The following is a 26,974-nucleotide window of genomic DNA, read 5'->3' on the forward strand; positions in this document are numbered from 1 at the left end:
CTGTCGAGAACAAGACATTAAAAGCCGCTATTTTAGCGGATTTTTTGTTCTAACGGTACAAGTTCTTGTCTCAAGTCGAGGAAAAGTACTTGTACCTATTCCCGTAAAGGACAAGAGATTTAGATTATCGGGTCAGCTATGTATAAATCATTTTGTGTCATGGATAAAAGGACGAACAGGATAACCGCCCTTTTATCCATGACAGGTTGCATTTAATGCCGTCCATTATGACAGAGGCTATTACTTAGCGTATTCAGCCATTACAATATTTCGATATACCCTTCTGTTCCATGCACACGAATTCGTTGCCCATCTTTTATCAGTTTGGTAGCATTCTCCACTCCGACAACTGCGGGTAAGCCATATTCACGTGCGATAACGGCACCATGAGTCATCAGTCCACCAACTTCGGTGACTAGGCCTTTTATGGATACAAACAATGGTGTCCAGCTGGGGTCAGTACAGGCGGTGACTAATATATCTCCATCTTCCAGATCAGCATCTTCCATGTTTAAGATGACACGTGCTCGTCCCTCTATAACTCCGGTAGAAACAGGCAGCCCTACAATCGCTTCGGCTGGGAGATTTTCTCGTTTGTACTCACCCGCAATGATTTCACCATCAGACGTGATTACACGCGGGGGGGTTAGTTTTTCATATAATTTGTAATCGTCTTTTCGTTTACTGATGATCTGATAATCCAGTTTATTTGTGCGTACGACTTCGTGAAGTTCTTCAAAAGTGAGATCGTATATATCTTCTTTTTCGTGAATAATGCCAGCTTGTACGAGTTGTTCGGCTTCTTTTAGTAAAGCCTGCTTATAAACGAAGTAGCGATTAACCATGCCGTATTTAGGATATTCACGATAACCGATAAAATTCCTGATCAGATCGATCATCCGTTTTGTTTCTTTGGCTTTTTGTTCACCATCCGGTAATTGCTTCAATCGATCTAATAACTCTTGTTCTTTTTTCAAAGCCTCCTGTCGCCCCTGCTCAAATTTCCAATTGCCAGCATTAGGCTCAAAGTTTTTGATATTACTGAGAATCATGGGGACAAGTATAATTGGTTTTTCACTCCAACGAGTTCTCGAAATATCGATTTCACCGGCACATCGCATTCCGTATTTGTTGAGATAAGCATAGATAGCGTCTTGAGTTTCCTGTCCACCATCCAACTTAACCATTTCATCCAAAAAATTATCATCTTTTACATGTTGTAAATAATCAATTACCTCCGGATAAGGACGAATCGCATCTGCGACATCCAATAGCGCCAGACCCATTTCCGAAGTAATGTTGTTTGGTACAGATTGAGAAAGCGTATCTGCTGCGTTTTTTTCACCTAACCACTCGTACATTTTCTCATTGATCCATGACGAAGCATTCATAGCAGTCATAAAAACCTTTGAACTTTGTGGGTCAAATAAGATCTTCTTTAATTCTTGGAGATCTTCCAGAATAAAATCAAATAAATCTGCTCCTGATTTCGTTTGGATGTTTTGTTTTAATTCTTCTATCGATGTTTGACTGTTCTTAATCAAATCAGAAACGATTGCCGGATCGTTTTCGATTTGTGCTTGAAAACCTGCAGACGACCTACCTTTACTGATATTACCGGGACTCCGTTCTGTTCTATCATCTGGTAACGATTTTATAAAATCTCGCTCTATTAGGGTCATAAATGCGTCTTTTATGAGCGGATCAGATTGTCCCAGGGTATTTAAGAAAGTTTCTCTGCTGACAGGTGAAGCCAGCATATGTGTAACATCAACAAACAACCTTCCACCGGCTATACGCATGGGTGCAGGAGTTATTAACAGGTAAAAAGACAATCCCAATGGTTTTATCGGGTCAGTCATCATTTGTTGATGACCGACAGATACATAAACGTGATTTTCCTGATCATTTGCTTCAGGGATCGGGTATAAAGTCGTGATTGGACGACTCTGGACAATATAAAAAGTATCATGGGCCAAACACCATTCGATATCTTGTGGATAGCCAAAATAAGCTTCGATCTGTCTTCCCATGCGTGCCAGTTGTAAAATTTGTTGTTCAGTAAGGGTTTGAGTCTTTTGCTGATCGGGGTCGATCTGCCGGGTCTCTGTTCCGCCTTCTCTTCGTCTATAGACAGCCAATTCTTTGGTTGCTATCCTCTTATCGACGATTTCCCCTTCCTGTACTTTATAACAATCGGCAGAGACCAAGCCAGAGACCAGTGCTTCTCCAAGTCCAAAACTAGCTTCGATCGATAGCAGCTTCCGGTTGGATGTAATCGGATCAGCGGTAAATAAAATTCCTGAAGCCTGCGGGAAAACCATCCTTTGAACGATAACGGATAAATAAACTTGACTGTGGTCAAATCCATTTTGCATACGATAGATAACCGCGCGATCAGTAAATAGGGAAGCCCAACATTTGCTGATATGCTGCAAGATTGCTTCTTTGCCGATGATATTTAAATAGGTGTCTTGTTGACCAGCAAAAGAGGCATGTGGCAAATCTTCAGCAGTCGCACTGGAACGCACTGCGTAAGCATGTTCTTCTCCAAACCGGGAGAGATAGTGAGTAACTGCTTCCACAACATCGGCAGGAACTTCTACTTCCATAATGATTTGTCGAATCTGCCTGCTGATTTCACCAATTTGAGCACGATCTTCTGCTTTTAGCCTTGTTAGTCGATCCAACAATGCATAATACGTTTCTTTTTGTTCGATGGCTTTTTGATACCCCACTGTTGTAACACAAAAACCTTCTGGTACAGGTATTCCTTCAATTTTTGATAATTCCCCTAAATTTAACCCTTTTCCGCCAACCAGCAAAAACTGCGTTTTTTCCATTTCCTGAAAACCGAGAACCAAAGAACTCATTCAATATCTCTCCTAACTATTAAATTGAGAAAAAAACATTTGACAAGAGTTTAGCGGCATGGTAAAGTTAAATTGTAAGATGTAATAATTATGTCCCTAAAAATTTACGAAGTCGTAATCTGATTATATCATCGTGTCTGTTTTATATGCAATATAAAAGAACCTGATAAAACTATCCAGGTTCTTTTTTGATTTTCCGCTATCATTAGTCACATCAAAAACCATGGCTCGAGCCGAACTCAGTTACTGCATAGTTCCCTATCGCTCCTATGTAGCCTAAGGAAACCCTGAAGTTGCGTCGGGTTCTTATTGAGCTAACCTGCCCGTTAGTTCAGCGAACGAAGCGCGTATAGTGAACCTCTTATATTTTTTTTCGGGCATGTTCATCTTTGCACTTGGGAAAATGGGAAAGCATGAAAGTTTCTATAATTCACTTCATCTCACATGTGATTCTATAGGCTCTTCTTTATGATAACTAAAAAGAAGATAATTTATTTCATTCTCTATTCCTGGCTTACACTTACTGTGAAACACTGTGATATGTATTAATATATCCAGGATATGTTTGTTCCAATTGCCAAATTTACTTTCACTTACGTTTGTTATAAGCCCGCGTCAACTAGCTCTGCAAAAGTCGGTACAGCAGCGCCTCTCTCTTATTCTCAAACGTTCGCTGTATCTCCAGAAATTCAGGTACCTCCGACAGCCGGGAGGGTCTGTACCCGGGGCCGCCGCAGCCGCAGGAGTGGTAAGCGTATCCTTGTTGATATAGTAGCTCCACCTTTTTCCACTGCTTAATATCCGTTTGCTTCGGGGCCTGAAACATGTATACAAGGCTGCAAACTCCTGTGAGGATGACCACCGCCTGACGGTAAATAACAATGCTCACGAGCAAAAATGGAATGACACAGGCCGGCACGTTTCCGCCCATAAATTTGCTGCAGTCTCGCGTTTATTACTCGCTCTATCACCGACATATTCAACTTGTAGAACAGCCTCCATGAATTACCCACTACTTTAAAATTCATACATGTTAATTTGAGCTAGCTGTCTTATTTCTTGATATAATCAGCGAACTTCCGGAGAAAATCGAGCGAATGGATATCCTCTCTGAGATGATGATGAACCAGATCATCCATTTTGGTTGTTTCCTTATTCAGCATGTATTCAAGCATAGCTTGGTGCTCATGCCAGATGCCCATCAGCTTCCCTGTTTCCAGCATATGCAGCTTGCGATATCTGATATAGTGAACATTCGACTGCTGAATGAGCTGCCAAAGAAACCCCCGTCCCACCAATTGGAACATGGTTTGGTGAAACTGATCATCCAGACTGAGAAATTGATCCGTAGCATGATCTTCTTCAATCACAGCTCTCTGTCTGACTAGAATATCACTCAACTTCTGTACATCGCTTAATGTAATTTGCGAAGAAAGCTCCTTCATAATCTCCTTTTCCAATGCGCTTCTTAAGTAAATAATTTGTTCAACGGACTCTAGATCAATATAGGACACAATGTTCCCCTTCTTGGGATAAATATCAATGTAGGACTCAAGCGCAAGCCACTTCAATACATCGCGTAGCGGAGTTCTGGACAGCTGGAAGCGTTCTGACAAGGTCGTCTCACTGAGAAGAGTACCCGGCTTTAAGGTCAGTGACAAAATATCTTTTTTCAACAGTTGCATGATTTCTTCTTTTGTAAACATATCATTCCTACCTTTACTTTATAAATCTAGTTATATTATAAAGCATTTTGAGCTGACGAACCCCTCTGAAATTATCATTGACAAGAACAAACCCTATAATTTATGATCAACTCAATCTTGTATACAAGACAAACGAAATACAATCAGGGAGGGTATCGTTATGAATATGACCTGGAGATGGTATGGTGAAAACAACGACAATATTACACTGGATCATATCCGGCAAATTCCGGGAGTTATGGGCATTGTCTGGTCTTTACATGATAAGGTAGCCGGTGAAGTATGGGAAATGGAGCGAATTCAGGAGGTAGCTGATCAGATTACGAGCAAGGGCTTTAGTACGGCGGTCGTAGAAAGTGTAAATGTCCACGATGATATCAAAATCGGCCTGCCATCCCGCGATCAATATATTGACATTTATATCGACACCATTCGAAAATTAGCCAAAGTGGGAGTCAAGGTGATTTGCTATAACTTTATGCCTGTCTTTGACTGGACAAGAACGGAACTGTATAAGGAACTGCCTGACGGGTCCAACGCCCTCTTTTATGAAAAGGCTGCCATTACCGATGATCCACGCCAAATGGTGGATCGGATTCTCGAGGGAGCCGGAAAGTTCACCATGCCTGGCTGGGAACCGGAGCGGTTGGCGAGACTGGATGAACTTTTTGCTGCTTACGCGGATGTCACAGAAGACAAGTTGTTTGGCAACCTGAAGTATTTTCTTGAGCGCATCATCCCGGTCTGCGAGGAGGTTGACATCAAGATGGCCATTCATCCTGATGATCCGGCATGGCCCATCTTCGGATTGCCGAGAATTGTCCGTAGTCGTGAGACCATCCAGCGCATCCTAGATGCAGTGAACAGCCCATATAATGGTCTAACCTTCTGCACAGGCTCACTGGGGAGCAATCCTGAGAATGATTTGCCAGCCATGATTCGGGAGTTTCATAATCGTATTCATTTTGCTCATATTCGTAATGTCAAGGTGTTTGAGAATGGCGACTTTATTGAAGTGTCACACCGTGGTAAGGACGGAAGCGTCGATGTTCCGGAAGTAGTTAGAGCTTATTACGAGAACGGCTATCAGGGATATGTACGCCCGGATCACGGCAGACATCTATGGGGGGAAGAAAAGAATTGTCGGCCAGGCTACGGTTTGTATGACCGTGCACTGGGAGTTATGTACTTGCTGGGTGTCTGGGATAGTCTCGCTCAAGGCAAAGGAGTGAAATAAATGCTCCAACTTGACCGGAAAGGCCTTTCAGAAAAGGCGGCCTGGGGAGCAGCAGGCATCGAACTGCCAAAATATGATCTGGAGCTTGTAGCCAATAACACCCGAGTTAGACCACAATGGGTGCATTTCGGCGCAGGCAATATTTTTCGAGGGTTGATAGCCAACGCGCAGCAACAACTGCTGAATAAATTGAAAGCGGATACAGGTATTATTGCGGCCGAAGCCTTTGATTTTGAAATGATCGACAAAGTCTATAAGCCTTATGACAATCTAACCTTACTGGTGTTGATGAGTGCTGACGGAAGATTTCACAAGAGCGTGGTCGCAAGCATCGTTGAGGGACTCGCAGCAGAGCAAAATCGTCCAGACGATTACCTCCGTCTGATTGAAATATTTGAGAATCCGTCCCTGCAGATGGCCAGCTTTACTGTCACGGAAAAAGGATACGCCCTGACCGGGCCCGACGGCAAGTATCTGGCTGTTGTGGAGGGGGATTTGACGAATGGTCCTGAACAGCCGATGCATGTGATGAGCATAGCTACTTCGCTTGCCTATCGGCGTTATCTGAAGGGGCAGCATCCAATGACCTTTGTGAGCATGGATAATTGCTCCCATAACGGCGATCTGTTAAAGGATAGTATGATTGCTATCGCCAAGGAGTGGACTCGCAGAGGCCTGGTAGAGGAAGGATTTGCAGACTATCTGCAGAATGAGGAGAAAATAACCTTCCCCCTGACCATGATTGACAAAATCACCCCCCGCCCTTCCTTGCAAGTACAGTCTGCTCTTCGGGAGCTGGGGTTAGCCGACATGGAGATGATCGTTACCTCAAGGCATACGTATACGGCTCCCTTTGTCAATGCTGAGGTTAGCGAGTATTTGGTCATTGAAGACAAGTTTACGAACGGGAGACCTGCACTGGAGGAAGCTGGCATCATCTTCACGAATCGGGATACGGTGGACAAAGTGGAAAAGATGAAAGTCACTACCTGTCTCAATCCGCTGCATACAGCGCTGGCCCTAGCTGGGTGTCTGCTTGGGTATGAGCTTATTGCAGATGAAATGAGGGATCACACATTGCGTCGTCTGGTGGAAACCATTGGCTACAAGGAAGGTTTGCCTGTTGTAGTTGATCCCGGTATTATCCAACCGAAACCATTTATTGACGAGGTATTGCAGGAACGCTTCGCCAATCCCTATATTCCGGATACGCCTCAGCGGATTGCCACAGATACCTCTCAAAAGATGAGCATCCGTTTTGGTGAAACCATAAAGTCTTATGCTAGCACAGCAGGACTTGATCCTGCGAACTTGACTGCTATTCCCTTGACCATTGCGATCTGGTGTCGCTATTTGCTGGGAGTGGATGATCAAGGAGCACCCTTCACACTCAGCCCGGACCCATTACTGGATTCATTGCAAGGATATTTGCAGAACACGAAGCTGGGCGATCAGACCTCCGAGATTCGCTGCCTTCTCGAGGATGACAAACTGTTCGGTGTCCGATTATATGAGATTGGTCTGGGCGACAAGATTGAAGCCATGTTTCATGAGATGCTGGCAGGTCCTGGTGCAGTCCGAAGCACGATAGAGAAGTATGTGAACTAGAACTTACATTAATGCAATCCTTCTGCCAGAAACTTTGGTCAGGGGGATGCGTTAATGAGAACCAATTCTTTAAATAATCAACATCCACATGACTAAGTATCTGTTCTTCTCCCCTTTTTTGGATTCACAAAGTAATATTAAATCCCGTGTCGCTTCACCTGTTGTTACGTTTCCAGCAATAATCGTTTATTTAGGTCATCTCGGAACGGCGTTTGTAATATTAGATGTGCTTACTTCGGCCTACAGTATAATTTGTTTATTCTCAGAACACGCAAGCAACATCACATAAGTTGCTTATTATTTAGAAGGTCACAATTACTTTGCCTTGGGAGTGGCCCGTCGACACTTTAATCAGCGCCTTGTTAATGTCACCAAACGTATAAGTTGAATCTATAGAGGGCTTTATATTTTCTTTTTCAACAAGTTTAGTGATTTCTTGTAATTGACTTCCATTGGCTTGCACAAATAAAAAGCGATATTCATTTTGATTCTTACGTGCTAAAGAATCTAAGCGAGCACCCACTAGACCAAACAATGCTTTTTTCCACAACGGAAAATGATTGTCAACCGCAAAGCGATAATTAGGTCCGGCTTTCAATGATACCAATTTCCCTTGTGGTTTTAAAATGCCCAGTTCAGCTTTGATCTCTTTGGCACCCAAGGTGTCGATCACATAATCGATATCGGACAGTATGTTAGCATAATTCTCTGCCTTATAATTTATGAATTGATCAGCCCCGATCGACAGTGTACGTGATCTGCCTCTTTCACTTCCACTTGTAATAACATGTAATCCCATTGATTTGGCAATGGGAATTGCCATAGCGCCAAATCCTCCGGTTCCTCCAGGAATGAATAGCTTTCTATTCGGCTGGGCATGGAGTACATCGTGCAATGCTTGATAAGCAGTCAAGGCAGTAAGGGGTACCGCAGCAGCTTCAATAAAAGATAGATTTTCAGGTATGATGGATAAAGCATCTTCATTTACGGCCGCATACTCAGCAAAAGCACCGATTTTATTAAGCGGCAACCTCGTATAAACAGGGTCACCAACCTTAAAATTCAAAACATCATCACCAACGGCTTCAATAATGCCGGATAGTTCATTCCCTAAAGTTAATGGCAACTTATAGTCAGCAATCATCCGAACACTGCCATTCAGATTAAGAATGTCCAGTGGATTTACACCTGCAGCTTTTACTTTGACAAGAACCTCATGGCTATTGATCTGTGGTATGTTAACATCATTTAATTCCACTTGGATTTTTTTTGAATATTTCTGTATTTGTGCTGCTCTCATGATTCATCCTCTTCCTTTGCTAATTTTGGGGTAGCACACCATGAATGCAATCACTAGTTACGAGTGTAGGTGGATCAAAATAAATATTTAGTTCTTGGCTAATAAAATCAAGGTAGAGTAGATAAATCATGGCGTACAACTTTCAGTCGCACGCCATGATTTACCATATTCACTATTGTTACCCCTCTTGGGATTCTAATTCTTCCATCGTAGGATAATCCGTGTAACCTTTGCTTCCCAGACCAAAGAATGTTGTCGGATCTGCTTCGTTCAATGGCGCACCTTTTTGAAGTCGTTCCACTAAATCTGGATTGGCTAATGACCACACACCAACGGGCACCAGATCAGCAAGGCCACGATCTATATCCACGCTAAGATCTTCCAGAGCTCGTCCAGCACGATTGACTAACAATGGATTCGTCCAGATTGAGCGAATGTCTTGGAGCAGCTTTTCATTTCCAAGATGCATGACATGAAGGTAAGCTAAATCCAATTGAGCTAATTCCTTTACAAGATAACGATAAAGTTCAGGACCTTGTTCACCATCTTGAATCCCACCAAGAGGTGTCCCTGGCGAGATACGGAAGCCTGTTCTTTCTGCTCCAATTTCTTCGACTATGGCTTTCGTTACTTCAATCGCGAAGCGAGCACGATTTTCTATAGATCCCCCATATTCATCCGTCCGTGTATTCGAATTTTCTCCAATAAATTGATTAATCAGATAACCATTGGCTCCATGAATTTCAACGCCATCCGCACCTGCTTTAATAGCCGCTACTGCTGCTTTCCGGAAATCAGCAATGGTCGTTTGAATGTCCTCTTCACTTAACTCACGAGGAACGGGAATGTCCTGCATACCTTTAGCAGTAAACATTTCTACACCGGGCGCGATTGCAGATGGCGCAACAGGTTGGCGATGATGTGGTGTATTATCAGGGTGCGACATGCGACCAGCATGCATTAATTGGATATACATATATCCACCTGCTTTATGCACTGCATCTGTAACCTTTTTCCATCCTTCAATATGTTTATCCGTATAGATCCCAGGTGACCATAAGTAACCTTGCCCATCATCAGAAGGCTGTACACCCTCAGTAATAATGAGTCCCATTGACGCTCGTTGAGCATAATAAAGGGAAGTTAGCTCTCCCGGTGTACCATCTTCTTGCGATCTACTACGTGTCATTGGTGCCATTGCTAAACGATGAGGTAATTCCATTGTTCCAATGTTTGTTTTACTCCACAATTTTTTCATTCGGATACTCTCCTCTTTTAATGTATTCAAGGATATATGAATTGAATTTAAAATTCTGAAATGATTGGATAGATTTCGCCTCTCAGATTGAAATCATAGTTCTGGTCTACAATCCCTACCACCTCGTTGCTATCATAAAGATCCAACATGAAGCCCGCCATTTGTTTGGCAGTGTGGTACTTAGGCATGTTTGCTTTGTAATCAAATTCTTCAGTATCTAATGATTTCTTAACGAATTCCGTTTCTGTTATAGCTGGTGCTAAAACCTTAGCTTTTAGTTTTGCACCTTTCATTTCTAGTTCTTTTGCAAGCCCTTCTGTGAAGGCACTAACGTAATATTTAGATGCAGAATAAGCAACACTCCCAACAGCAATGGCATATCCGAGTGCGGATGAGACGTTAATTAGCTGAGTTCCTTCTACATCAGCATAATCTCGTACATATAGTGTAGAAAGGATCGTCAAGGTTTCAATGTTAACACGTAGCATAGTTTCAACTTTATCTAAATTCTGTTCTGCTATAAAAGAAGCTTCACCGAGCCCCGCATTGTTAATCCAGGTCTCAATTTGGTATTCCTTTAAATTGTTATATAGTGTGTAGGCCTGATCTGTAACAGACAGGTCACTTGTACGAACAATAACATTTATAGTAGGATCCATATCCAGAATTGCTGATTTAAGTTCTTCTAATTTATCCAATCTTCTAGCTACCAAGATTAAGTTTTTGCCACGTGCAGCAAACGCCAATGCCGTTGCATATCCAATCCCTGAGCTTGCTCCTGTAATAACTGTATACTTCATAATATTCTCTCCTTCATAACATGCAGATTAGTGTAAATGAGTTTTAAAGACGATTTTAGAACGATCATTCTTATTAGGGTGAAAAAACAGTTAGATCTAACTTGCTATTAGCATATCAATTTTAGAACGAACAGTAAAGATTTTTTTTATGACTAAGATTTTAATTTTGGAGCGGTATTCTTTGACTTGTGTGAGGCATGAGATACAAGTTCTTTCTTTCGTTAGAGGGACAAGAAAAAACTTGTATCAAGGAAACAAACAGTCCTCCATTTAGGTGACTCCTTTTGCCTGTCATGCTGTAATTCCACTTTTAATCCAAAGCGGTCAGTGTCATATCAATAATATTCTTTAATTTTTGCTGATCCGTTGTTGTCTTAACCAACGTACGTAGCCCCAACCACGCATTCATTAAATAATGAGAAATAACTACAGGATCCAAGTCATTCTTGAACTCACCCGATTGTTGACCCTTCAGAACAAGGTTAGTCAAGAGTTCCTCAGTTCGCGAATAACTCTCATCAACTAAGGATGCAACTTCTGGATCCAACACGCCGAGTTCCACGCCTGAATTCACGAGAAAACACCCTAGAGGTTCTCCTTCATTTCTTACTGTCGCCTCAAACAACTCCCGAATTAATTCTTTGATCGGTTTTTGTTTTTCAATCAGAAACCTCATTTTGCTGGTCTGCTTCGTTTCATATCGTTCGAGAGCTTTCATAAATAAGGCATGCTTATCCCCAAAGGTATCATAGATACTTCTTCGGTGAATGCCCATAAACTCAACCAAATCTTGCATTGAGGTTTTCTCATATCCTTGTGCCCAAAATAGGTGTATTGCTTTATCTAATACTTCATTAACTTCAAATTCTTTTGATCTTGCCATCGTCATCACCTCGAATAATCATTATACAATTTAGTGAAGGATCGGCAAACTAGATTTAAAATAAGTGAATACATTACAGGTATGAGGTCTGTCTTACATATTTAACCCAGGATTCTTCGTTTGTCTGCTTGTAACCAATCAGGCGTCCATCCTTTTTCCAGGGCATCCAGGGTTACTCCTGGCGGAACGATAGCATCTATCGCATCCAGGATATCAGTGCTTAATCGGATGTCGCTGCCTTTTAACGTTTCACGAAGTTGCTCAATTGTTCTTGCCCCCACTATAGCAGAAGTAATTGACGAATGAGCTTGTGTAAATGCCATGGCAAGATGAGGCAAAGTTAATCCTGCTTCACCTGCAAGGGTTTGGAGCTTAGCAACGGCTTCGAACTTGATGCGATTTTCTTCTCGATTCGGATCTACAACAGTTGAAAGTTTCCCTAGAGAACTTGCTGCTCTTGAATCTGGGGCAACAGCTTCTCCCGAGCGGTATTTTCCCGTTAGTAGACCACCCGAAAGTGGGCTCCAAACCATTACACCCATTCCGTATTTAGCGGTTGCAGCAAGCAAATCGAATTCGATACTTCGATTCAATATGGAATACGGGGCTTGCTCGGATACAAAGCGTGCGGTATTTTTGCGTTCGCTAGTCCATTGTGCTTCGGTCACTTGCCATGCCTGAAAATTGGATGTACCAATATAGCGAATCTTCCCTTCACGAACCAGGTCCGTAAGTGCGTCAAGACTCTCTTCAATGTCAGTATGGAGATCCGGCTGATGTAGTTGATACAAATCGATATAATCCGTTTGCAACCTTCTCAAGCTACCCTCTACTGCACGCTTAATCCAATATTTCGAGTTACCGGATTGATTAAGCCCACTGCCCATGGGCATTCCGCCTTTCGTGGCCAGAATAACATCCTGTCTGCGTCCTTTTAGGATTTGACCTAGAATTTCTTCGGATTGACCACTTGAATAGACATCCGCTGTATCGATCAGATTAATGCCTCCAGCCAAAGCCTCATCCAACATGACTGCAGCTTCTTTCTCCGTATTGTTCCCCCAAAAACCAAAAGTACCTGTACCTAATACAAAACTGCTTATTTTAAGGCCTGTATTTCCTAACACACGATATTCCATGTCAATCCATCCCTTCTCCATCTTTTAAAATAAGAATGATCATTCTAACATGCGTAGAAGAGCTCCACGGCAAGATCTCACACCACTCCTCATAACTCTTGGCTTCTTATCCGTGTATTCCTCCCACGCCAACAATATAACATATTTAGAACGATCGGTAAAGAATGATTTTATGACCGAAATTAAGATCAGGTCTTTTGGGAGCATAATCCGACCACGCCAGAGATGATCGATGAAGAATGCAAATTGAATGGCTGTCTGTATGACGGCGATCCGGAAAATGTAGCGGAGAAAATGTTCTTCGTTCGATCTAACTGTTCGCCACTAAGGCAGTACCAATTGTGCGTAAAGAAAATCCGTTTCAGTTCATCATATTTTCGATTATTGACTCCTCGTCAGTTTAAAGCTAGGTTACCAAGTGAACCCTCTCATTACCGGTGAATGCACACGTGAGCTTTTCTTATCCGACGTACCTATGACGGTTACTTTGCTTTGTCTTTCCTCTTTTAGTCTTTGCTCTATAATCCTTTATGAAAGGACTTCCACAACTTCTCGCTCTGTCAAATTTCCCGAAAATTGAACTGAGAAGACTCCAAAGCCGCGGTCAAAACGGAGCTGGAGTCTTCTTTTCAATAGAAATGAACATTCAAAGCGGAATGTAAAAAAACAAAAACTGACTTTTGGGACATGCCCTCCAGTCTTGTAATTTTTGAATGCTGCCGACTAGCACTAGGCTGACCTTTGTTTACGTATCTAACGTGTACAAAGGCAGGTTTTCCGGTAAAGCCGCTGGACGCAGACATGTGCTTTGCATTGGATAGAAGGTCTGCTGATCGGAGGAATCGTGGAACGCCCACATCGCCTCCAGCACATGATAGGCCAATTCACCACTGGCGCGGTGAGGCCGTCCGCTGCGGATAGCGTAGGCCATATCGGCAACACCGATGCCCCTTGTGTTCTCCTGGTAGCCCGACAACAGCGGAACGTCTGTCCATTCTTGCCCGCCTAGCACCCTATAGCGAACTGGCCCTCCGAACGTGTTCGGGTCAGGCACCTGTAACGTGCCATGAGTGCCGTATACCTCGATCGGTGGCAGAGTGCTTCCACCAAAGATGTCAAAGCTGGTAATTAGCGTGCCGACAGCCCCCTGCTTGAAGCGCAGCAATCCGGCCACATGGGTCGGTATATCGACGGGGATGGTCTGGCCTCTCTTTTTCTCGCTCGTAATCATTCGTTGATCCATCGCCTTGCTTGTCATGCCTGAAATGGTAGCAATCGGACCAAGCAATTGCACCAGAGCCGTCAAATAATAGGGGCCCATATCAAACATTGGACCGCCGCCGACTGCATAATAAAATTCAGGATCAGGATGCCAATGTTCATGTCCACGGCTCATCATGAAAGCCGTAGCGGCTACCGGACTCCCAATGACTCCGTCTTCAATCAGCTTCAATGATGTCTGTATACCGGAACCGAAGAAGGTCTCCGGTGCGCAGCCGACAAGCAGTCCCTTTTGATGAGCAAGATCCAAGACAGCCTGCCCTTGCTCACGGGTGACGGCAAGTGGCTTCTCCACATAAACATGCTTGCTTGCCTCAAGAGCTCTGAGACAAACGTCAGCGTGAACGCCCGGAATGGTCAAATTAATAATGAGTTCGATCTCCGGATCAGCCAAAATCTCATCTACCGAATATACATTCGGAACGTTAAACGCTACTGCCTGCTCCTCTGCCCGACCTTGGTCCAGATCCGCTACTGCGTACAGCTCCAGAATGTCGAAACGATGGCAATTTTCCATGTAAATTCCGCTAATTTTACCACACCCGATAATGCCTACTTTCATTTTGTTCATGCCTGGACTCCCTTCTTCTTCAGAAAAAATGGATAATGGCATTCTTTTATTTCATCGGATACTATTAGAGACTGGCAATACGAATTCAATCAGGACTTCATTGCATAAGGGCACACGCCTAACGGTATTACTGTCCGTGTTGTCTGTTCTCCTTCTGTGCTCTGTCCCTTTCTGACCATGGTGAGTTCAGGTGGTCAAACTCTTTGCCAGAGGTACTACCAATTCATCCGGTCCACGCTAACGCTGCTGGTTGTCTGTCATGCCTGTATAAGCCTCTGCCAGCGAGCTGCCCTGGGTGGCCACCGCCTGTTTGCCTGCGGCTGCCCACAGAAACCCGCTGCGCATCATCTCGGTCACTTGAGGCATATCTATGATATCTGCGTGATGGCCCAGCGAATTGTAGAAGACGCGTCCGTTCCCCCAGCGCTTCGTCCATACAACAGGCATATCCACTGGCCCATTGGCTGAATGGGGACCTGGTACGACCGGGAAGCGTGTGGTTGCCAGCACTTCAACTGCCGGGTCTACGTGGAGGTAATACTGCTCGCTTTTGACCTGAAAATCCTCAATGTGCTCTAGAAGTGGGCTGGAGCCGCGCTTCATGTTCACCATGTACTCCACCCCGTCATTGCCGGGATGCGCAACCCATTGCCCGCCTGTCATGAACTGCCAATCCACGTTGTTCCGGAAGGCATCACACATGCCGCCATGGCAGCCTGTGAGACCTACGCCGCTTTGAACGGCTGCTGAGACATTATTGACTAGTTCCTGCTCAATCTGTCCCATGGTCCACATTGGAACGATTAAGTCCAGGTCAAGCAGTTTCTCTGCATCCTGGTAGGCTTCAAGGGTATTAGACACCCCCACCTCGAACTGCTCTTCCTTCAAAATGCGTTCAAAAATGGCCGCCACCTGCTCCGGCTCATGTCCGTTCCATCCACCCCATACAATCAGTGCCTTGCGCATCTGTAATCCACTCACCTTTCGGAATGTATTGTTATACTACATTTCTACATTTCTTCAATGGATACCCAGCGGCGTTCCTCTATGGAGCGTTCTACCGCTTCAAGCACAGCCTGACAAGCGACACCGTCGTGGAAGTTCGGCGAAGGTTGTCGTCCTTCGGAGATGGCCCTCAACATCTCAAGCATCTCGTGGGTGAAGGTATGCTCGAATCCAATTGTATGTCCTGCAGGCCACCAGGCTTCAGAGTACTTATGTGCCGGATCGGTGGCGAGTACGCGGCGAAAGCCCTGAACGTCCTCCTTATCCTGTGTGAAATACACTTCCAGTTCGTTCATTCGTTCAAAGTCAAACCGCACGCTGCCTAGGCTACCGTTGATCTCGAATGAATTTGTGCTCCGATGTCCGGCAGCAAAACGTGTGGCCTCGAAGCTGCCCAGCGCACCTCCGGCGAAGCGTGCCAGGAACAGCGTGGCATCATCGACTGTCACTTCTCCCATCGGTGCATTTGCCTCTGCGCTCCTTTTGGAGCTCAACCCGCTCATCTCCAAAGCCAACGGGCGCTGTTTGATGAATGTCTCGCTCATGCCGATCACTTCATGGAACTCGCCGACCAAGAAGCGAGCGAGATCAATCAGATGGGCGCCAAGATCACCATGAGAGCCAGAACCGGCCACTTCTTTTTGCAGCCGCCATACCAGCGGGAAGGACGGGTCCATGATCCAGTCTTGAAGGAAGAAAGCACGGAAATGATAAATTTTGCCTAGGCGACCGCTCTCGACTAGCTGCTTTGCCAGCTGGACAGCCGGAGAAAAGCGGTAGTTGAAGCCTACCATATGTCTGACCCCTGCTTCCTCTGCTACCTGCAGCATGTCACGGGAATCCGCCAGCGAGAGCGCAAGCGGCTTCTCACAGAACAGATGCTTGCCCTGGAGGGCAGCCTCAACGACAATTTCCTTATGGGCATTACTCGGGGCGTTAATATCAATGAGATCAATATCGTTACGTTTCACTAGATCACGCCAATCCGTAACACTTTCGGTCCAGCCGAACTGGCGGGCAGCCGCCTGAACCCCCTGCGCGTTGCGTCCACAGATAACGGACATCTCTGGCTGCAGCGGGGCATCTGGGAAGAACATGGGTAGACTACGGTAAGCGTTGCTGTGAGCCTTGCCCATAAATTTGTAGCCAACCATTCCGATACGAAGACGATTAGACATGTCGTGATCCTCCTTATGGGTCTGAGTTTCAACGAGTTTTTGACGATTGGTGTTATGGACGAATGGATGACGCCCTGATAATCAGCTCTGTGGACAGGAGTTCTCTTATCGAGTCGGACCCGGTCAGTTCCAGGGCTGGAATAAGGTCCAGAGAATCGGGTATAAGCTTCGAGGCTGCAAGCTCTCCCATCTCATAAAAAGGAACGCGGACACTGCTTAGCGGCGGAACAGCCATCTCAGCCGCATCCGAATCGTCATAGCCTACAAACGCTGGGAACCGGTCAACTGGCAGTCCGCGCTCACGGAGACCCTGCATTACCCCGAGGGCCATCCGGTCGTTCGCCGCAAATACGGCATCAATATCATTCAATTTGTCTGCTATTGTGGCTGAGGCTTCGAGCCCGCTTCGACGGCTGTAGTTACCTTCCAGAAGCAGATCGTGGTCATATTCAATACCGGCCTCCTGAAGCGCGGTACGGTAACCCTTCATTCGCTCAGTACTATTGGAATAGATATCCGGGCCGTTGAGAAAGGCAATCCGTTTGTATCCCTGCTCGATGAGGTGACTTACAGCCGCTCGGCTGCCTTCTACATGGTCTGCATCCACTTCACAGAACGATTGCCCTTCAAAATGGTGATTCATGACGCAGAATGGACGCCCTTCTTCCTGAAGTCTCTTTAGAGCTTCCACCTCATCGTGGTCATCCCTGGCTCCAAGGATGATACAGGTATCGATCCTTTGCTGGCGGAAAAGACTACTGTAATCAATCCGTTCCCCCGGCTTCCGAAACAATAGAAGCAGATCGAGTCCGCTGTCTCTGGCCTTGTTTCCGATACCGCTCAGCATCTCAGAGAAAAAATAGGCTGAGAACAGGTGCGCCTTCGGGACATAAGGCATAACCACACCAAGATGGCCACTCTTGCTTCGGGCAAAGTTACGGGCCAGCGCACTAGGAACATATCCAAGCTGATTAGCTGCGTCCAGAACCCTTCTCCGCGTATCCTCTTTGATAGGACCTACTGCATTTAAGACCCGGGATACCGTCGCTTCAGACACGCCGGAAAGTTCTGCTACTTCCTTGCGCGAAACGATATTACCCACCTCCAAATCATTTTATGTACGCGCGTACATTTTCTCATGCAGCCATACCCCTGTCAATCCCAAAAAGCGTGCTTCAAAGATGAATAAGCTCATTTCTCTACTAAAAGGACATTGTCTCGCGATTCCTGCTTGCCAGCAGATTGAACGGAATATCCCAGCCCCAGCAGTCGGTGCCGCGAACAAATAAATGTTTATTAACTATTGCGCTAACGGATACGAAAGTTCAATAAAATAGCGGCAGTTCTAGGACTTTATTTCCTCGTCCATGACTGCCGCTATTTCGATTTTTGGGATGATTTTAATGCTATTTTACCAGCAGCGAGTTAATGAGCATTGGACTTATACTCACCCCGCCTCACAAGGCGGGACAGAATTTTAATATTGCGGAGAAATACGATTTCTCATCTAATTATTTACTTTAACAAAAGAGATTTCCTCATGATTGGGATATGACTTGAAGAATTAGATCAAAGACCCGTTCTTCTCTCCAGTTCCTCCGTATATCTGGCGCCCATCAAAGTGATCTGCGAGGCTGCGCTGTTAATATTGCGCACATCTTCGGATGTGAGCTTAATGTCCACTGCGCCTAGATTTTCTTCCAGACGGCTTAATTTCCGTGTGCCCGGGATCGGAACGATCCACGACTTCTGGGCTAGCAGCCAGGCGAGTGCGATTTGGGCTGGCGTTGCTTTTAACTGCTCAGCCATCTCTTTAAGCAGGTCGACCAACACCTGATTGGCCTCCAGCGCTTCTGGAGTAAAACGTGGAAGAATACTGCGCAAATCGTCATGGTTGAATGTCGTGTTTGCGTTAAAACTTCCCGTCAGGTAGCCCTTGCCCAAAGGACTGAACGGAACGAAGCCAATACCGAGCTCTTCTAGGGCAGGGAGGAGTTCCTCTTCGGGGCGTCTCCACCACAGGGAATATTCGCTCTGAATTGCAGTGAGTGGCTGAACCGCGTGTGCACGACGAATGGTCTTCACTCCTGCTTCAGACAATCCCCAGTGCTTCACCTTTCCTCCCCGGATCAGATCTTGCACGGCTCCCGCTACCTCTTCGATCGGCACATCTGGATCGACTCGGTGCTGATAGTACAGGTCGATGGCTTCAATCTTGAGCCGTCTAAGCGATTCTTCGGCAACTTTCTTGATATGCTCAGGGCGACTGTTCATCCCGGACTGCTTGCCATCCTGCATATTGAAGCCGAACTTCGTGGCAATCACGACTTGGTCTCGAACGGGAAGAAGAGCTTCGCCCAAGAGTTCTTCATTCGTGAAGGGTCCGTATACTTCGGCGGTATCAAAGAAAGTCACGCCGCGCTCGACCGCTTCCCGAATGACCGAGATCATTTCCTTTTGGTCCGAAGCCGGCCCATAACCGTAACTCATTCCCATGCATCCAAGTCCGATTGCGGAAACTTCCAGACCGCTATTTCCCAATTTACGCTTTTCCAACATACCTCTTCCTTTCTTAATATCATTTTATTCTTTATCCAGTAGGAGGGTGGGTATGAAAAATGTTCATTATTTTTCTTTAGTTAATTGGCTTACGATCCTATCAAGAGAACTATTATATAATTTTTTGAAACATTCATGCTCTTCAAACTCTATTAATGTGATAAGCCTTTGAACCAATAAGTTCCTAAACCAACGATTCAATTAATTCATCTCCTCCCTTTTTTAAACTTGTTCTTTGATAATGTCGTTTGCTTGCGGTAGTGGCTTCTGTCACTCCCTCCACCGACAGAGCACCCGTTCTCTCTTCTTATTCAGCCGCTTCAGCTATTCCGTTGTTCCCCCCCTTGCTTGATTCTGTGAGCTTAGTCTTATTATGCCGAACAGAAAAAGCGAAGCGATATCTCATTCGTCTTAAATGATTGCCCAATCCTATTACGGCTACTGTTGCTACAGGCGGATAAGTCTTATAATGGGACCAGACAAACCTGCAAGGAGGATTTGAATGTCCGAGAACCTTATTCGACAGCAACAGGAGCTTACCGAATTAATCGAGCGTCACTCGCTTCAGAATAGCGCCAAGGAAACGGCGATCCCTTCCCTATTTTTCTATCAGCATTCCAGCATAACTGAGCCCGCTTATCGGGTTTACAAGCCTTCTTTTTGTGTTGTCGTTCAAGGTCTGAAAGAAATTTGGCTGGCACAGGAGAGATTTGAATATGGACCGTCCAATTATCTGATCGCTTCCATGAATCTGCCTGTGATCGGTCAAATTATAAAAGCGTCTACTGACTCTCCTTACCTGAGTCTTAAGCTCGAATTTACACAGAACCAGATCCTTGAAGTGCTGAACGATTGTGATATTAAGGTCACGTCAAAAGATAATGCCAAGCGTGCCCTGTTCGTCGGCCGAATGGAATCGTCCATTCAGGACGCCGTGCTCAGGCTTGCCCGTCTGCTGGACACCCCGGGAGAAATCCCATTTCTCGCCCCGCTTTACACGAGGGAGATTCTGTACAGGTTGCTGCAGGGGCCCTATGGAGTCGAATTGGCTCAGATTGCAGTCGAAGGAAGCAGCACCTATCGGATCCGGGAAGCTATCGACCATATTGTCCGAAATTGGGACCAGTCTTTTCGGATCGAAGATCTTGCAGACACCGCCAGCATGAGTGTTTCTTCGTTCCATCGGCATTTTAAAGAGGTAACCGCCATGAGCCCAATTCAGTTCCAAAAACAGCTGAGACTTCAGGAAGCTCGCCGCATCTTATTGGCTGAATCGGCGGACGCCGCAGACGTCGCTTTCAGGGTCGGTTACGAGAGTTCCTCCCAATTCAGCCGCGAATACTCCCGCATGTTCGGTGCTCCTCCGAGAGCGGACATCAAGCGATTGAAGGAAAAATATGACCAGGTCATGAATGACTAAGTATCTAGACTGATCGGCGAAGAAGCAAAAAGGACGACCTTAGGCCGTCTCTTTTTCGGTATGATACGTTTAACTTCCAGCGTCATTTCCTATAAAACGAGAACACCACCGACTTCCCCAACATCATTTAGGCGGTCTTCGGTCTTCAAGCCCAGTTCGGCAGTAGCGTCTCGCCCCGGTCTGTAGCAGGCGCGGGAGTCACCGAAAGTCTGGAAATCTCATCGCGCCACTCTGGAGTCATCTCTACATCGACAGCGCCCAGTGAGTCTTCCAGCTGCGCGAGGTTTCTTGCGCCAATAATTGGCGCCGTGATCATAGGATTGGACATCGCCCAGGCTACCGCAAGCGTCGAGGGCTTCACGCCTCGTTCTGCTGCATGTGCAGTAAAGCGGTCGGCGACGGCAAAATTCATTTCATCCGCATAGCGGTCCGTATACCGCTGCTCTTCGACCAGCCGTCCTTGCTCCGGTCGTTTGTTCGTTCCGTATTTGCCCGTAAGAATCCCGGCTCCCAGAGGGCTGTACGAAATGACCCCAATCTGCTCGGAAGCGGCAAGAGGCAGGATTTCTACCTCAGCCTGACGTTTGACCAGGTTATACATCGGCTGGATCAATTCAAAGCGTGCCAGCTCCTCCTTGGCAGAGATGCCGACCGCTTTGGCAATCTGCCAGGCCGACCAGTTACTCACCGCTGGGTAAAGGATTTTGCCCTGCGCTTGAAGATCGTCGAGTGCACGAAGCGTTTCCTCCATTGGCGTATTTTCGTCGAACATATGCACGAAGTAGAAGTCGATGCGGTCCGTCTTCAGGCGTCGCAGACTGTTTTCCACTTCAAGCATGATATGACGACGGGAAAGCCCCCTAGCATTCACGTCCTGTCCCATCGGATAGAAAACTTTGGTGCTCAGTACAATCTCATCCCGACAGTCCTCGATGCACTCGCCCAGAATTTCTTCGGAGCGACCGTTGCTGTACACGTTTGCTGTATCGAAAAAGTTAATGCCAGCTTCGCGGGAGCGGTTGAACATTTTTTTGGATGTTTCTTCATCGGCATTTCCGCCGAAGGACATCGTGCCAAAACATAAATTTGAAACCTTGATTCCTGTTTTTCCTACTGTACGATAATTCATCGTCATTCCTCCTGCTGTTGACTTACGCCTGTTGTGTGGTAGGGCGAATAATCATTTCATTGATCGCAACATCTCCTGGCTCTTCAATCGCAAAAGCAATCGCACGTGCGATACTTTCCGCTTTAATCGCTCCTTGATATAACTCATCGTAGGCTTGTTTTAACTCTGCATCCGTGATTCCCTCCGTCAATTCAGTGCTGACAGCTCCTGGAGAGATATTCGTTGTACGAATCTGGGTACCACTGAGCGCCTCTTCTTGACGTAAACCTTCCGTAATCGCCCTTACGGCATGTTTGGTCGCGCAATATACAGTGCCGCCGGGGTAGACATTATGTCCGGCAATAGAAGACAGATTAATGATATGGCCAGATTTCTGTTCCCGCATCGCAGGCAGAACAGCAGCAATCCCGTACAAAAGGCCCTTGATATTAATATCAATCATCATATCCCATTCATTAATTTTCTTCTTAAAGAGAAACGATTGCGGCATGACTCCGGCATTATTGATAAGTACGTCGATTTTCCCAAACTCTTGAAGTGCATACGAAGCCAACTCCTCCACTTGCTCATGCGATGTCACATCGGTTACTTTGTAGATGGCTGTACCCCCGCTTTGTTCAACTTCTTCTTGCAGCTTTTGTAAACGGTCTTCACGGCGAGCCGCCAGCACAAGCTTCGCACCTTTAGATGCCAGTTCTTTGGCCGCTGCCTCTCCGATTCCGCTGGAAGCACCTGTAATAATAACGACTTTATCTTGAATATTGGACATAGAGAATGAACATCCTTTCGAGACTTAGTTTTCTTTTGCGAAGAGTTCTTTGGCCACTGTAATAGCGGACATCGCCTTCGGCCAGCCCGCATAAAAGGCAAGATGGGTAATGACTTCGATCAGTTCCTCTTCCGTCAGGCCGTTGTCTTTGGCTTTACCCAAATGAAAGCCCAGTTGTTCGGAATTCCCTCCGGTGATCAAGCTTGCTACGGTAATGAGGCTGCGGTCGCGTGGGGCCAGCTCTTTGCGTTCCCAAACGTCCCCAAAAAGCACCTTGTCGGTCAGCTCGACGATCTTTGGTGAGAAGTCCCCAATCGTTCGCTGTGCAGCCGTAAGTTTTTGAGTATCTGACATGTGATATCTCCTCTTTCTTTGCATTGATCCTTCATATAAATGCATCTATAATTGAAAAAGATACATTATTGAACTTGTGTCTATTATTATAAGCTGATACAGAATGCTTGCAATTGTTAAATACGCTTGATTTGTTCATTAATAGACATATAAGTTAAAACAGTCAATTATCATTTAGAAGTTTAGGGGTTGAACACAGTGAAAGTGGACAGGAGAATACTCAAAACACAGGAAGCCTTGAAAAAAGCATTAACGGAGTTGATGGCCGAAAAGAGTTTCGACCATATTACAATTCAGGATCTATCCGACAAAGCGAATGTAAGCCGGGGAACCATCTATCTTCATTACGTGGACAAATATGATTTGCTGGATAAGCTGATCGCCGCACACATCAATGAACTTCGAAGATTATGTATTGAATCGGCTCATTTGAGCTTTACAGAGGCCGAAATTGTTTGGTTTGAATATTTTGAGGCTAACTATTTATTTTTCTCCACGATGCTGGTGAGCAAAGGCGCCCCTTACTTCCGCACTCAGTTTCTTGAATTTATGATCGATGAACTTCGGGAAGAGGTCGACATGAATGAAGCAAGAAATCGGGGACTAAACGAAGAAGTGGTTGTCCGTTATGCAGCGTCCGCTGTGGTAGGGATTATGGAGTGGTGGTTTTTGAATGATAAACCTCTCCCTCCTGTCGAGATGGCAGAGCAAATAGGCATGCTGTTGGACCGGAAATTGTAATCTGATAAAAAAGAGTAGCAGACATATGTCTGCTACTCTCAAAATGGTTTATCAGGGCCAAATACAAGATTGGCGGACTGCTTGGCTTTCTCAATGACATTCATGACCATCTCGCTATGTTCAAGCATATTCGAGACTTTTCCAAAATCTTTTTCTTCGATGATACGATCAAACTCAACGAATTCGTCATACATTCGATGCGAATGATCTTTTAGATCCACACGAATTGGCGTTTCCTTATTCGCAGTGTAATCAAAGCAGTCGCATATATTAGCTGAACTTGCCATGTGTAAATAGCCCTTATTGCCTTGAATGTTCACGGCATTGGGGGCCGTACTATCTTTTGAACCTATGCAGACACACTTGAAATCACCGTAATCAAGCAGCAACATACCTGAAGTATCAATTCCACGCTCCATGTTCGCCCAATACTCCACTTTCTTTGGGCTACCGAAGAATCCAACAACAAAATGAATATTATATAAATTAATATCCATCAAGGCTCCACCAGACATTTCCGGATTAAACGCAGGCTGGATTATTCCCGCTTTGAAAGCTTCATATCGAGATGAGTATTGAGAATAGTTGCATTCAACTATTTTGATCTCACCAAGTTTAGGTAGATACTCCTTCATTGACAAATAATTTTTCAAATATTGATTCGTTATGGCTTCCACCAATACCAGTTTTCTTTGCTGAGCAATTTCTTTTAGCTCTAGAAATTCTTGCAAATTGGAAGTAAACGGCTTCTCACAAATGACATGTTTACCACTCAATAATGCTTCTTTGGCATATGAATAATGAAGATGATTAGGCAACCCGATATAAACTGTATCCACATCACGGTTCATCAGCATCTCGCTGTAATCCGAATAAATCTGAGATATTCCATATTTATTTTTCAAATCCAGTAATTTCTCCTGGTGGCTAGGTCTAGAACAAATGCCCTTTAATAAAATGGTCGGGATTTCCTGAATAAAGCTCAATAGATCCCCTACGATCATCCCTGCTCCGACAATTCCCAACTTCATTTTAGTTGCACTCCTCTATACCTTTTTCAAGTATTTCCATACAAATTATCGTTTCTTCGTCTTTAATCACTTTTTCTTTACCAAATACGATCGACTGATAAATATCGTCATACACTCGGGCATAGTCTCCCTTTTCAGAAACGACTTTTTCTTCATGATACTCGCCTTTATCATCCAAATATGTTAAGATGCCGTAATGCTCGGGCAGGTCGATGCCGAAATCGGCGTGTCCCTTAGGCAGATAGTATAATTTCAGATGCTCCTCCTGACGATCCTTCGTTTGCTTTATAAAAACGCCTTTTTTGCCGTATACAACAAAACTCGGCCGCTCTTTTAAGCGAAAAAAGCTGGATTTGATGGATACCTTGAGCGAGGGATAATAAAAATCCAGATCAAAGTAATCATTCATTCTCCCAGAACCCAGCAATTGACGAACATCGTAACGGATTGTGTCCGGCTTCCCAAAATAGGAAAGAACCTGGTCAATGGTATGAACGCCATGTCCATATAGGTAACTGTTATACTTGGAAAAATGAGAAGTGGAGTTCGGGATCTCAGGGCGATAATAATCGTAATGCATCTCCACTTCCAGCAAATCTCCAAGTTTTCCTGATTCAATAATCTTCTGGGTAGTGAGGAAATCCGAGTCGTAACGTCTATTCTGATAGCATTGTACAACCAGATTTTTCTCTTTAGCATATTGGAAGATCGACATGGCTTCTTCTTTGGTTAACGTAAAAGGTTTCTCAACAAGTACATTTTTCCCGTGGTCAAGCGCCATTTTCGCATAGTCGTAGTGGGATTCTACAGGTGTACAGATAACAATCAACTGAATCTCCTTATCGTTCATTAGAGATTCAATATTATCTGTATACTGCACGTCAGGGACTTTTTTCCACTCCCCTTTATCTGGATTACGTGTGTATATCGTCTTCACTTTCAAATCAGCTCTGTTCAATGAAAAAGGAAGATGATAACGGTTCGTGCTTTTCCCATTTCCAATATAACCGATGGTAAGCATATTATTTCCCCCTTAGGCTCTTTTTCATTTATTATAGAAGAAGAATGTTGATCGTAAAGGATTTGCCGCCAAAATGGTACATTCAACCGATTATTTGTCAACATGGCGGGTTGTTTTTAAACAAAATGTTTATTTTATATCCTTTATCAAACGTTATTTCAATTGAACCGGAGTGAACCTGTTGAAAATACTGATGCAATTATCCGAAATGCAAAACTTTACACCAAACGAAAAAAGCATTGCATCCTATATTTTGCTTCATAAGGAAAGTATCCTGCACTTAAATATTCAGGAGCTTGCAAAGGCAACATATACTTCGCATTCCGCGATTAATCGATTAACACATAAACTTGGGCTATCTGGTTTCAAGGAGTTCATAATCAAACTTGCTCGGGAATTTCAGCAGAATACCCAGAACATTTCCAATGTAGACCCCAACTATCCTTTCGGTTTTGATGAATCCCCACTTCAAGTAGCGAAAGAAATTGCAGAATTAATGAAAGAAACGATTGAAAAAAACTTTACATTCATGGATGATGATTTATTGTCGCAAACAGCCCTACTGCTGGATCAAGCGAAAAGAATCTTTATATATGCGTTAGGTGATTCACAAATCCGTGCGAAAAGTTTCCAAAATAAATTGGTAAAAATAAACAAGTATGTGTTTATAGCCACGGAGCTGTCTGAGTGGGCTTACCATACGGCTAATCTTACGACACAGGATTGCGCTGTTTTTTTAACTTACCACGGAAAGTCGCCGATTTTTTTAAAAGCAGCACGGCATTTCGCACATGAAAATATCCCTTTTATCACAATTACAGCAACCAATCAAAGCGAATTGGCCAAACTCAGTAATATCTGTATCCAGGTGCCTAATGACGAAGTAAAACATGCCAAGATTGGTACATTTTCATCGCAGATTGCCTTTGACTATGTATTAAATGTGATCTATTCCTGTATCTATAAAATCGACTACTTGAAAAACATGCAAACCACAACACAATCGTTAAAAAATTCGCATCTCAATGACATGATGAATGACGTATAGAATGAATATAGCACTAAAACAAAAAGTCGCCAGTATGGCGACTTCATAAGCATATATATTGTT

23 protein-coding genes are annotated in these 26,974 nt (G+C 44.6%); 5 read left to right on the forward strand and 18 right to left on the reverse strand.

The genetic code is table 11. The features are described from left to right. Positions 1-260: 260 nt before the first annotated feature. The 3 genes from ppsA to ACM1ND_RS13650 form a co-directional block, all read right to left on the reverse strand. The gene (ppsA, locus tag ACM1ND_RS13640; protein WP_418026147.1) at positions 261-2,873 is read right to left on the reverse strand and encodes a phosphoenolpyruvate synthase; all 2,613 of its coding nucleotides are present in this window, start codon (positions 2,871-2,873) and stop codon (positions 261-263) included. Positions 2,874-3,492: 619 nt separating this feature from the next. Beyond that, complete coding sequence (locus tag ACM1ND_RS13645; protein ID WP_418026149.1) at positions 3,493-3,804, reverse strand: hypothetical protein; 312 nt, start codon at positions 3,802-3,804, stop codon at positions 3,493-3,495. Positions 3,805-3,925: 121 nt separating this feature from the next. Continuing rightward, positions 3,926-4,579, reverse strand: coding sequence for a GntR family transcriptional regulator (locus tag ACM1ND_RS13650; protein ID WP_418026151.1), 654 nt, complete (start codon positions 4,577-4,579; stop codon positions 3,926-3,928). A gap of 160 nt (positions 4,580-4,739) precedes the next feature. Here ACM1ND_RS13650 and uxuA point away from each other — a divergent pair, with 160 nt between their 5' ends. Further along, positions 4,740-5,816, forward strand: a complete 1,077-nt coding sequence (gene uxuA / locus ACM1ND_RS13655) for a mannonate dehydratase (protein ID WP_028541609.1) — start codon at positions 4,740-4,742, stop codon at positions 5,814-5,816. Then, on the forward strand, positions 5,817-7,424 hold the full coding sequence (locus ACM1ND_RS13660) for a mannitol dehydrogenase family protein (protein ID WP_418026154.1): 1,608 nt from the start codon (positions 5,817-5,819) through the stop codon (positions 7,422-7,424). 301 nt (positions 7,425-7,725) lie between these two features. Here ACM1ND_RS13660 and ACM1ND_RS13665 read toward each other — a convergent pair whose 3' ends face one another. The 10 genes from ACM1ND_RS13665 to ACM1ND_RS13710 all read right to left on the reverse strand — a co-directional run bounded on the left by ACM1ND_RS13665 (position 7,726) and on the right by ACM1ND_RS13710 (position 19,395). Next, positions 7,726-8,724 (reverse strand): NADP-dependent oxidoreductase, encoded by a 999-nt coding sequence (locus tag ACM1ND_RS13665; RefSeq protein WP_341057689.1) that lies wholly within the window; start codon positions 8,722-8,724, stop codon positions 7,726-7,728. Positions 8,725-8,902: 178 nt separating this feature from the next. Continuing rightward, positions 8,903-9,982: an alkene reductase gene (locus ACM1ND_RS13670; RefSeq protein WP_053325520.1), complete on the reverse strand. Its 1,080-nt coding sequence runs from the start codon at positions 9,980-9,982 to the stop codon at positions 8,903-8,905. A 47-nt stretch (positions 9,983-10,029) separates the two neighbouring features. Further along, the gene (locus ACM1ND_RS13675) at positions 10,030-10,782 is read right to left on the reverse strand and encodes an SDR family NAD(P)-dependent oxidoreductase (RefSeq protein ID WP_418026155.1); all 753 of its coding nucleotides are present in this window, start codon (positions 10,780-10,782) and stop codon (positions 10,030-10,032) included. Between the two features lie 310 nt (positions 10,783-11,092). Then, the gene (locus tag ACM1ND_RS13680; protein ID WP_023988821.1) at positions 11,093-11,665 is read right to left on the reverse strand and encodes a TetR/AcrR family transcriptional regulator; all 573 of its coding nucleotides are present in this window, start codon (positions 11,663-11,665) and stop codon (positions 11,093-11,095) included. Between the two features lie 101 nt (positions 11,666-11,766). Next, positions 11,767-12,804 (reverse strand): aldo/keto reductase, encoded by a 1,038-nt coding sequence (locus tag ACM1ND_RS13685; protein WP_053325522.1) that lies wholly within the window; start codon positions 12,802-12,804, stop codon positions 11,767-11,769. A gap of 745 nt (positions 12,805-13,549) precedes the next feature. Beyond that, the gene (locus ACM1ND_RS13690) at positions 13,550-14,656 is read right to left on the reverse strand and encodes a Gfo/Idh/MocA family protein (protein WP_418026156.1); all 1,107 of its coding nucleotides are present in this window, start codon (positions 14,654-14,656) and stop codon (positions 13,550-13,552) included. A 237-nt stretch (positions 14,657-14,893) separates the two neighbouring features. After that, positions 14,894-15,622, reverse strand: a complete 729-nt coding sequence (locus ACM1ND_RS13695) for a ThuA domain-containing protein (protein ID WP_209942377.1) — start codon at positions 15,620-15,622, stop codon at positions 14,894-14,896. A gap of 44 nt (positions 15,623-15,666) precedes the next feature. After that, positions 15,667-16,839 carry a Gfo/Idh/MocA family protein gene (locus ACM1ND_RS13700; RefSeq protein WP_028541615.1) on the reverse strand — a complete coding sequence of 391 codons (1,173 nt, stop codon included), beginning with the start codon at positions 16,837-16,839 and terminating at the stop codon, positions 15,667-15,669. A 52-nt stretch (positions 16,840-16,891) separates the two neighbouring features. Then, positions 16,892-17,947 carry a LacI family DNA-binding transcriptional regulator gene (locus ACM1ND_RS13705; RefSeq protein WP_179085483.1) on the reverse strand — a complete coding sequence of 352 codons (1,056 nt, stop codon included), beginning with the start codon at positions 17,945-17,947 and terminating at the stop codon, positions 16,892-16,894. A gap of 461 nt (positions 17,948-18,408) precedes the next feature. Next, the gene (locus tag ACM1ND_RS13710; protein WP_418028030.1) at positions 18,409-19,395 is read right to left on the reverse strand and encodes an aldo/keto reductase; all 987 of its coding nucleotides are present in this window, start codon (positions 19,393-19,395) and stop codon (positions 18,409-18,411) included. A 505-nt stretch (positions 19,396-19,900) separates the two neighbouring features. Here ACM1ND_RS13710 and ACM1ND_RS13715 point away from each other — a divergent pair. Further along, positions 19,901-20,818: an AraC family transcriptional regulator N-terminal domain-containing protein gene (locus ACM1ND_RS13715; protein WP_418026157.1), complete on the forward strand. Its 918-nt coding sequence runs from the start codon at positions 19,901-19,903 to the stop codon at positions 20,816-20,818. A 145-nt stretch (positions 20,819-20,963) separates the two neighbouring features. Here the strand turns inward: ACM1ND_RS13715 and ACM1ND_RS13720 are convergent, their stop codons facing one another. Genes ACM1ND_RS13720 through ACM1ND_RS13730 form a run of 3 tightly spaced genes read right to left on the reverse strand, consistent with a single transcriptional unit; the run spans position 20,964 to position 23,070 of the window. After that, positions 20,964-21,947, reverse strand: a complete 984-nt coding sequence (locus tag ACM1ND_RS13720) for an aldo/keto reductase (RefSeq protein ID WP_076265297.1) — start codon at positions 21,945-21,947, stop codon at positions 20,964-20,966. A 22-nt stretch (positions 21,948-21,969) separates the two neighbouring features. Next, positions 21,970-22,716: an SDR family oxidoreductase gene (locus tag ACM1ND_RS13725; protein ID WP_209942385.1), complete on the reverse strand. Its 747-nt coding sequence runs from the start codon at positions 22,714-22,716 to the stop codon at positions 21,970-21,972. A gap of 24 nt (positions 22,717-22,740) precedes the next feature. Then, positions 22,741-23,070 (reverse strand): carboxymuconolactone decarboxylase family protein, encoded by a 330-nt coding sequence (locus ACM1ND_RS13730; RefSeq protein ID WP_023988831.1) that lies wholly within the window; start codon positions 23,068-23,070, stop codon positions 22,741-22,743. 198 nt (positions 23,071-23,268) lie between these two features. Here ACM1ND_RS13730 and ACM1ND_RS13735 point away from each other — a divergent pair, with 198 nt between their 5' ends. Then, entirely contained in the window at positions 23,269-23,811 is a 543-nt protein-coding gene (locus ACM1ND_RS13735) for a TetR/AcrR family transcriptional regulator (RefSeq protein WP_023988832.1), read from the forward strand. 38 nt (positions 23,812-23,849) lie between these two features. Here the strand turns inward: ACM1ND_RS13735 and ACM1ND_RS13740 are convergent, their stop codons facing one another. Both ACM1ND_RS13740 and ACM1ND_RS13745 read right to left on the reverse strand, forming a co-directional pair. Beyond that, a complete protein-coding gene (locus ACM1ND_RS13740; RefSeq protein ID WP_418026158.1) occupies positions 23,850-24,842 on the reverse strand; it encodes a Gfo/Idh/MocA family protein in 993 nt (330 codons plus the stop codon). Position 24,843: 1 nt separating this feature from the next. Further along, positions 24,844-25,863 (reverse strand): Gfo/Idh/MocA family oxidoreductase, encoded by a 1,020-nt coding sequence (locus ACM1ND_RS13745; protein WP_279833858.1) that lies wholly within the window; start codon positions 25,861-25,863, stop codon positions 24,844-24,846. Between the two features lie 181 nt (positions 25,864-26,044). Here ACM1ND_RS13745 and ACM1ND_RS13750 point away from each other — a divergent pair, with 181 nt between their 5' ends. Beyond that, a complete protein-coding gene (locus tag ACM1ND_RS13750) occupies positions 26,045-26,911 on the forward strand; it encodes a MurR/RpiR family transcriptional regulator (protein WP_023988835.1) in 867 nt (288 codons plus the stop codon). Positions 26,912-26,974: the final 63 nt, after the last annotated feature.

The organism is Paenibacillus sp. JJ1722, assembly GCF_048282685.1.
Classification (GTDB): Bacteria; Bacillota; Bacilli; order Paenibacillales; family Paenibacillaceae; genus Paenibacillus; species Paenibacillus polymyxa_B.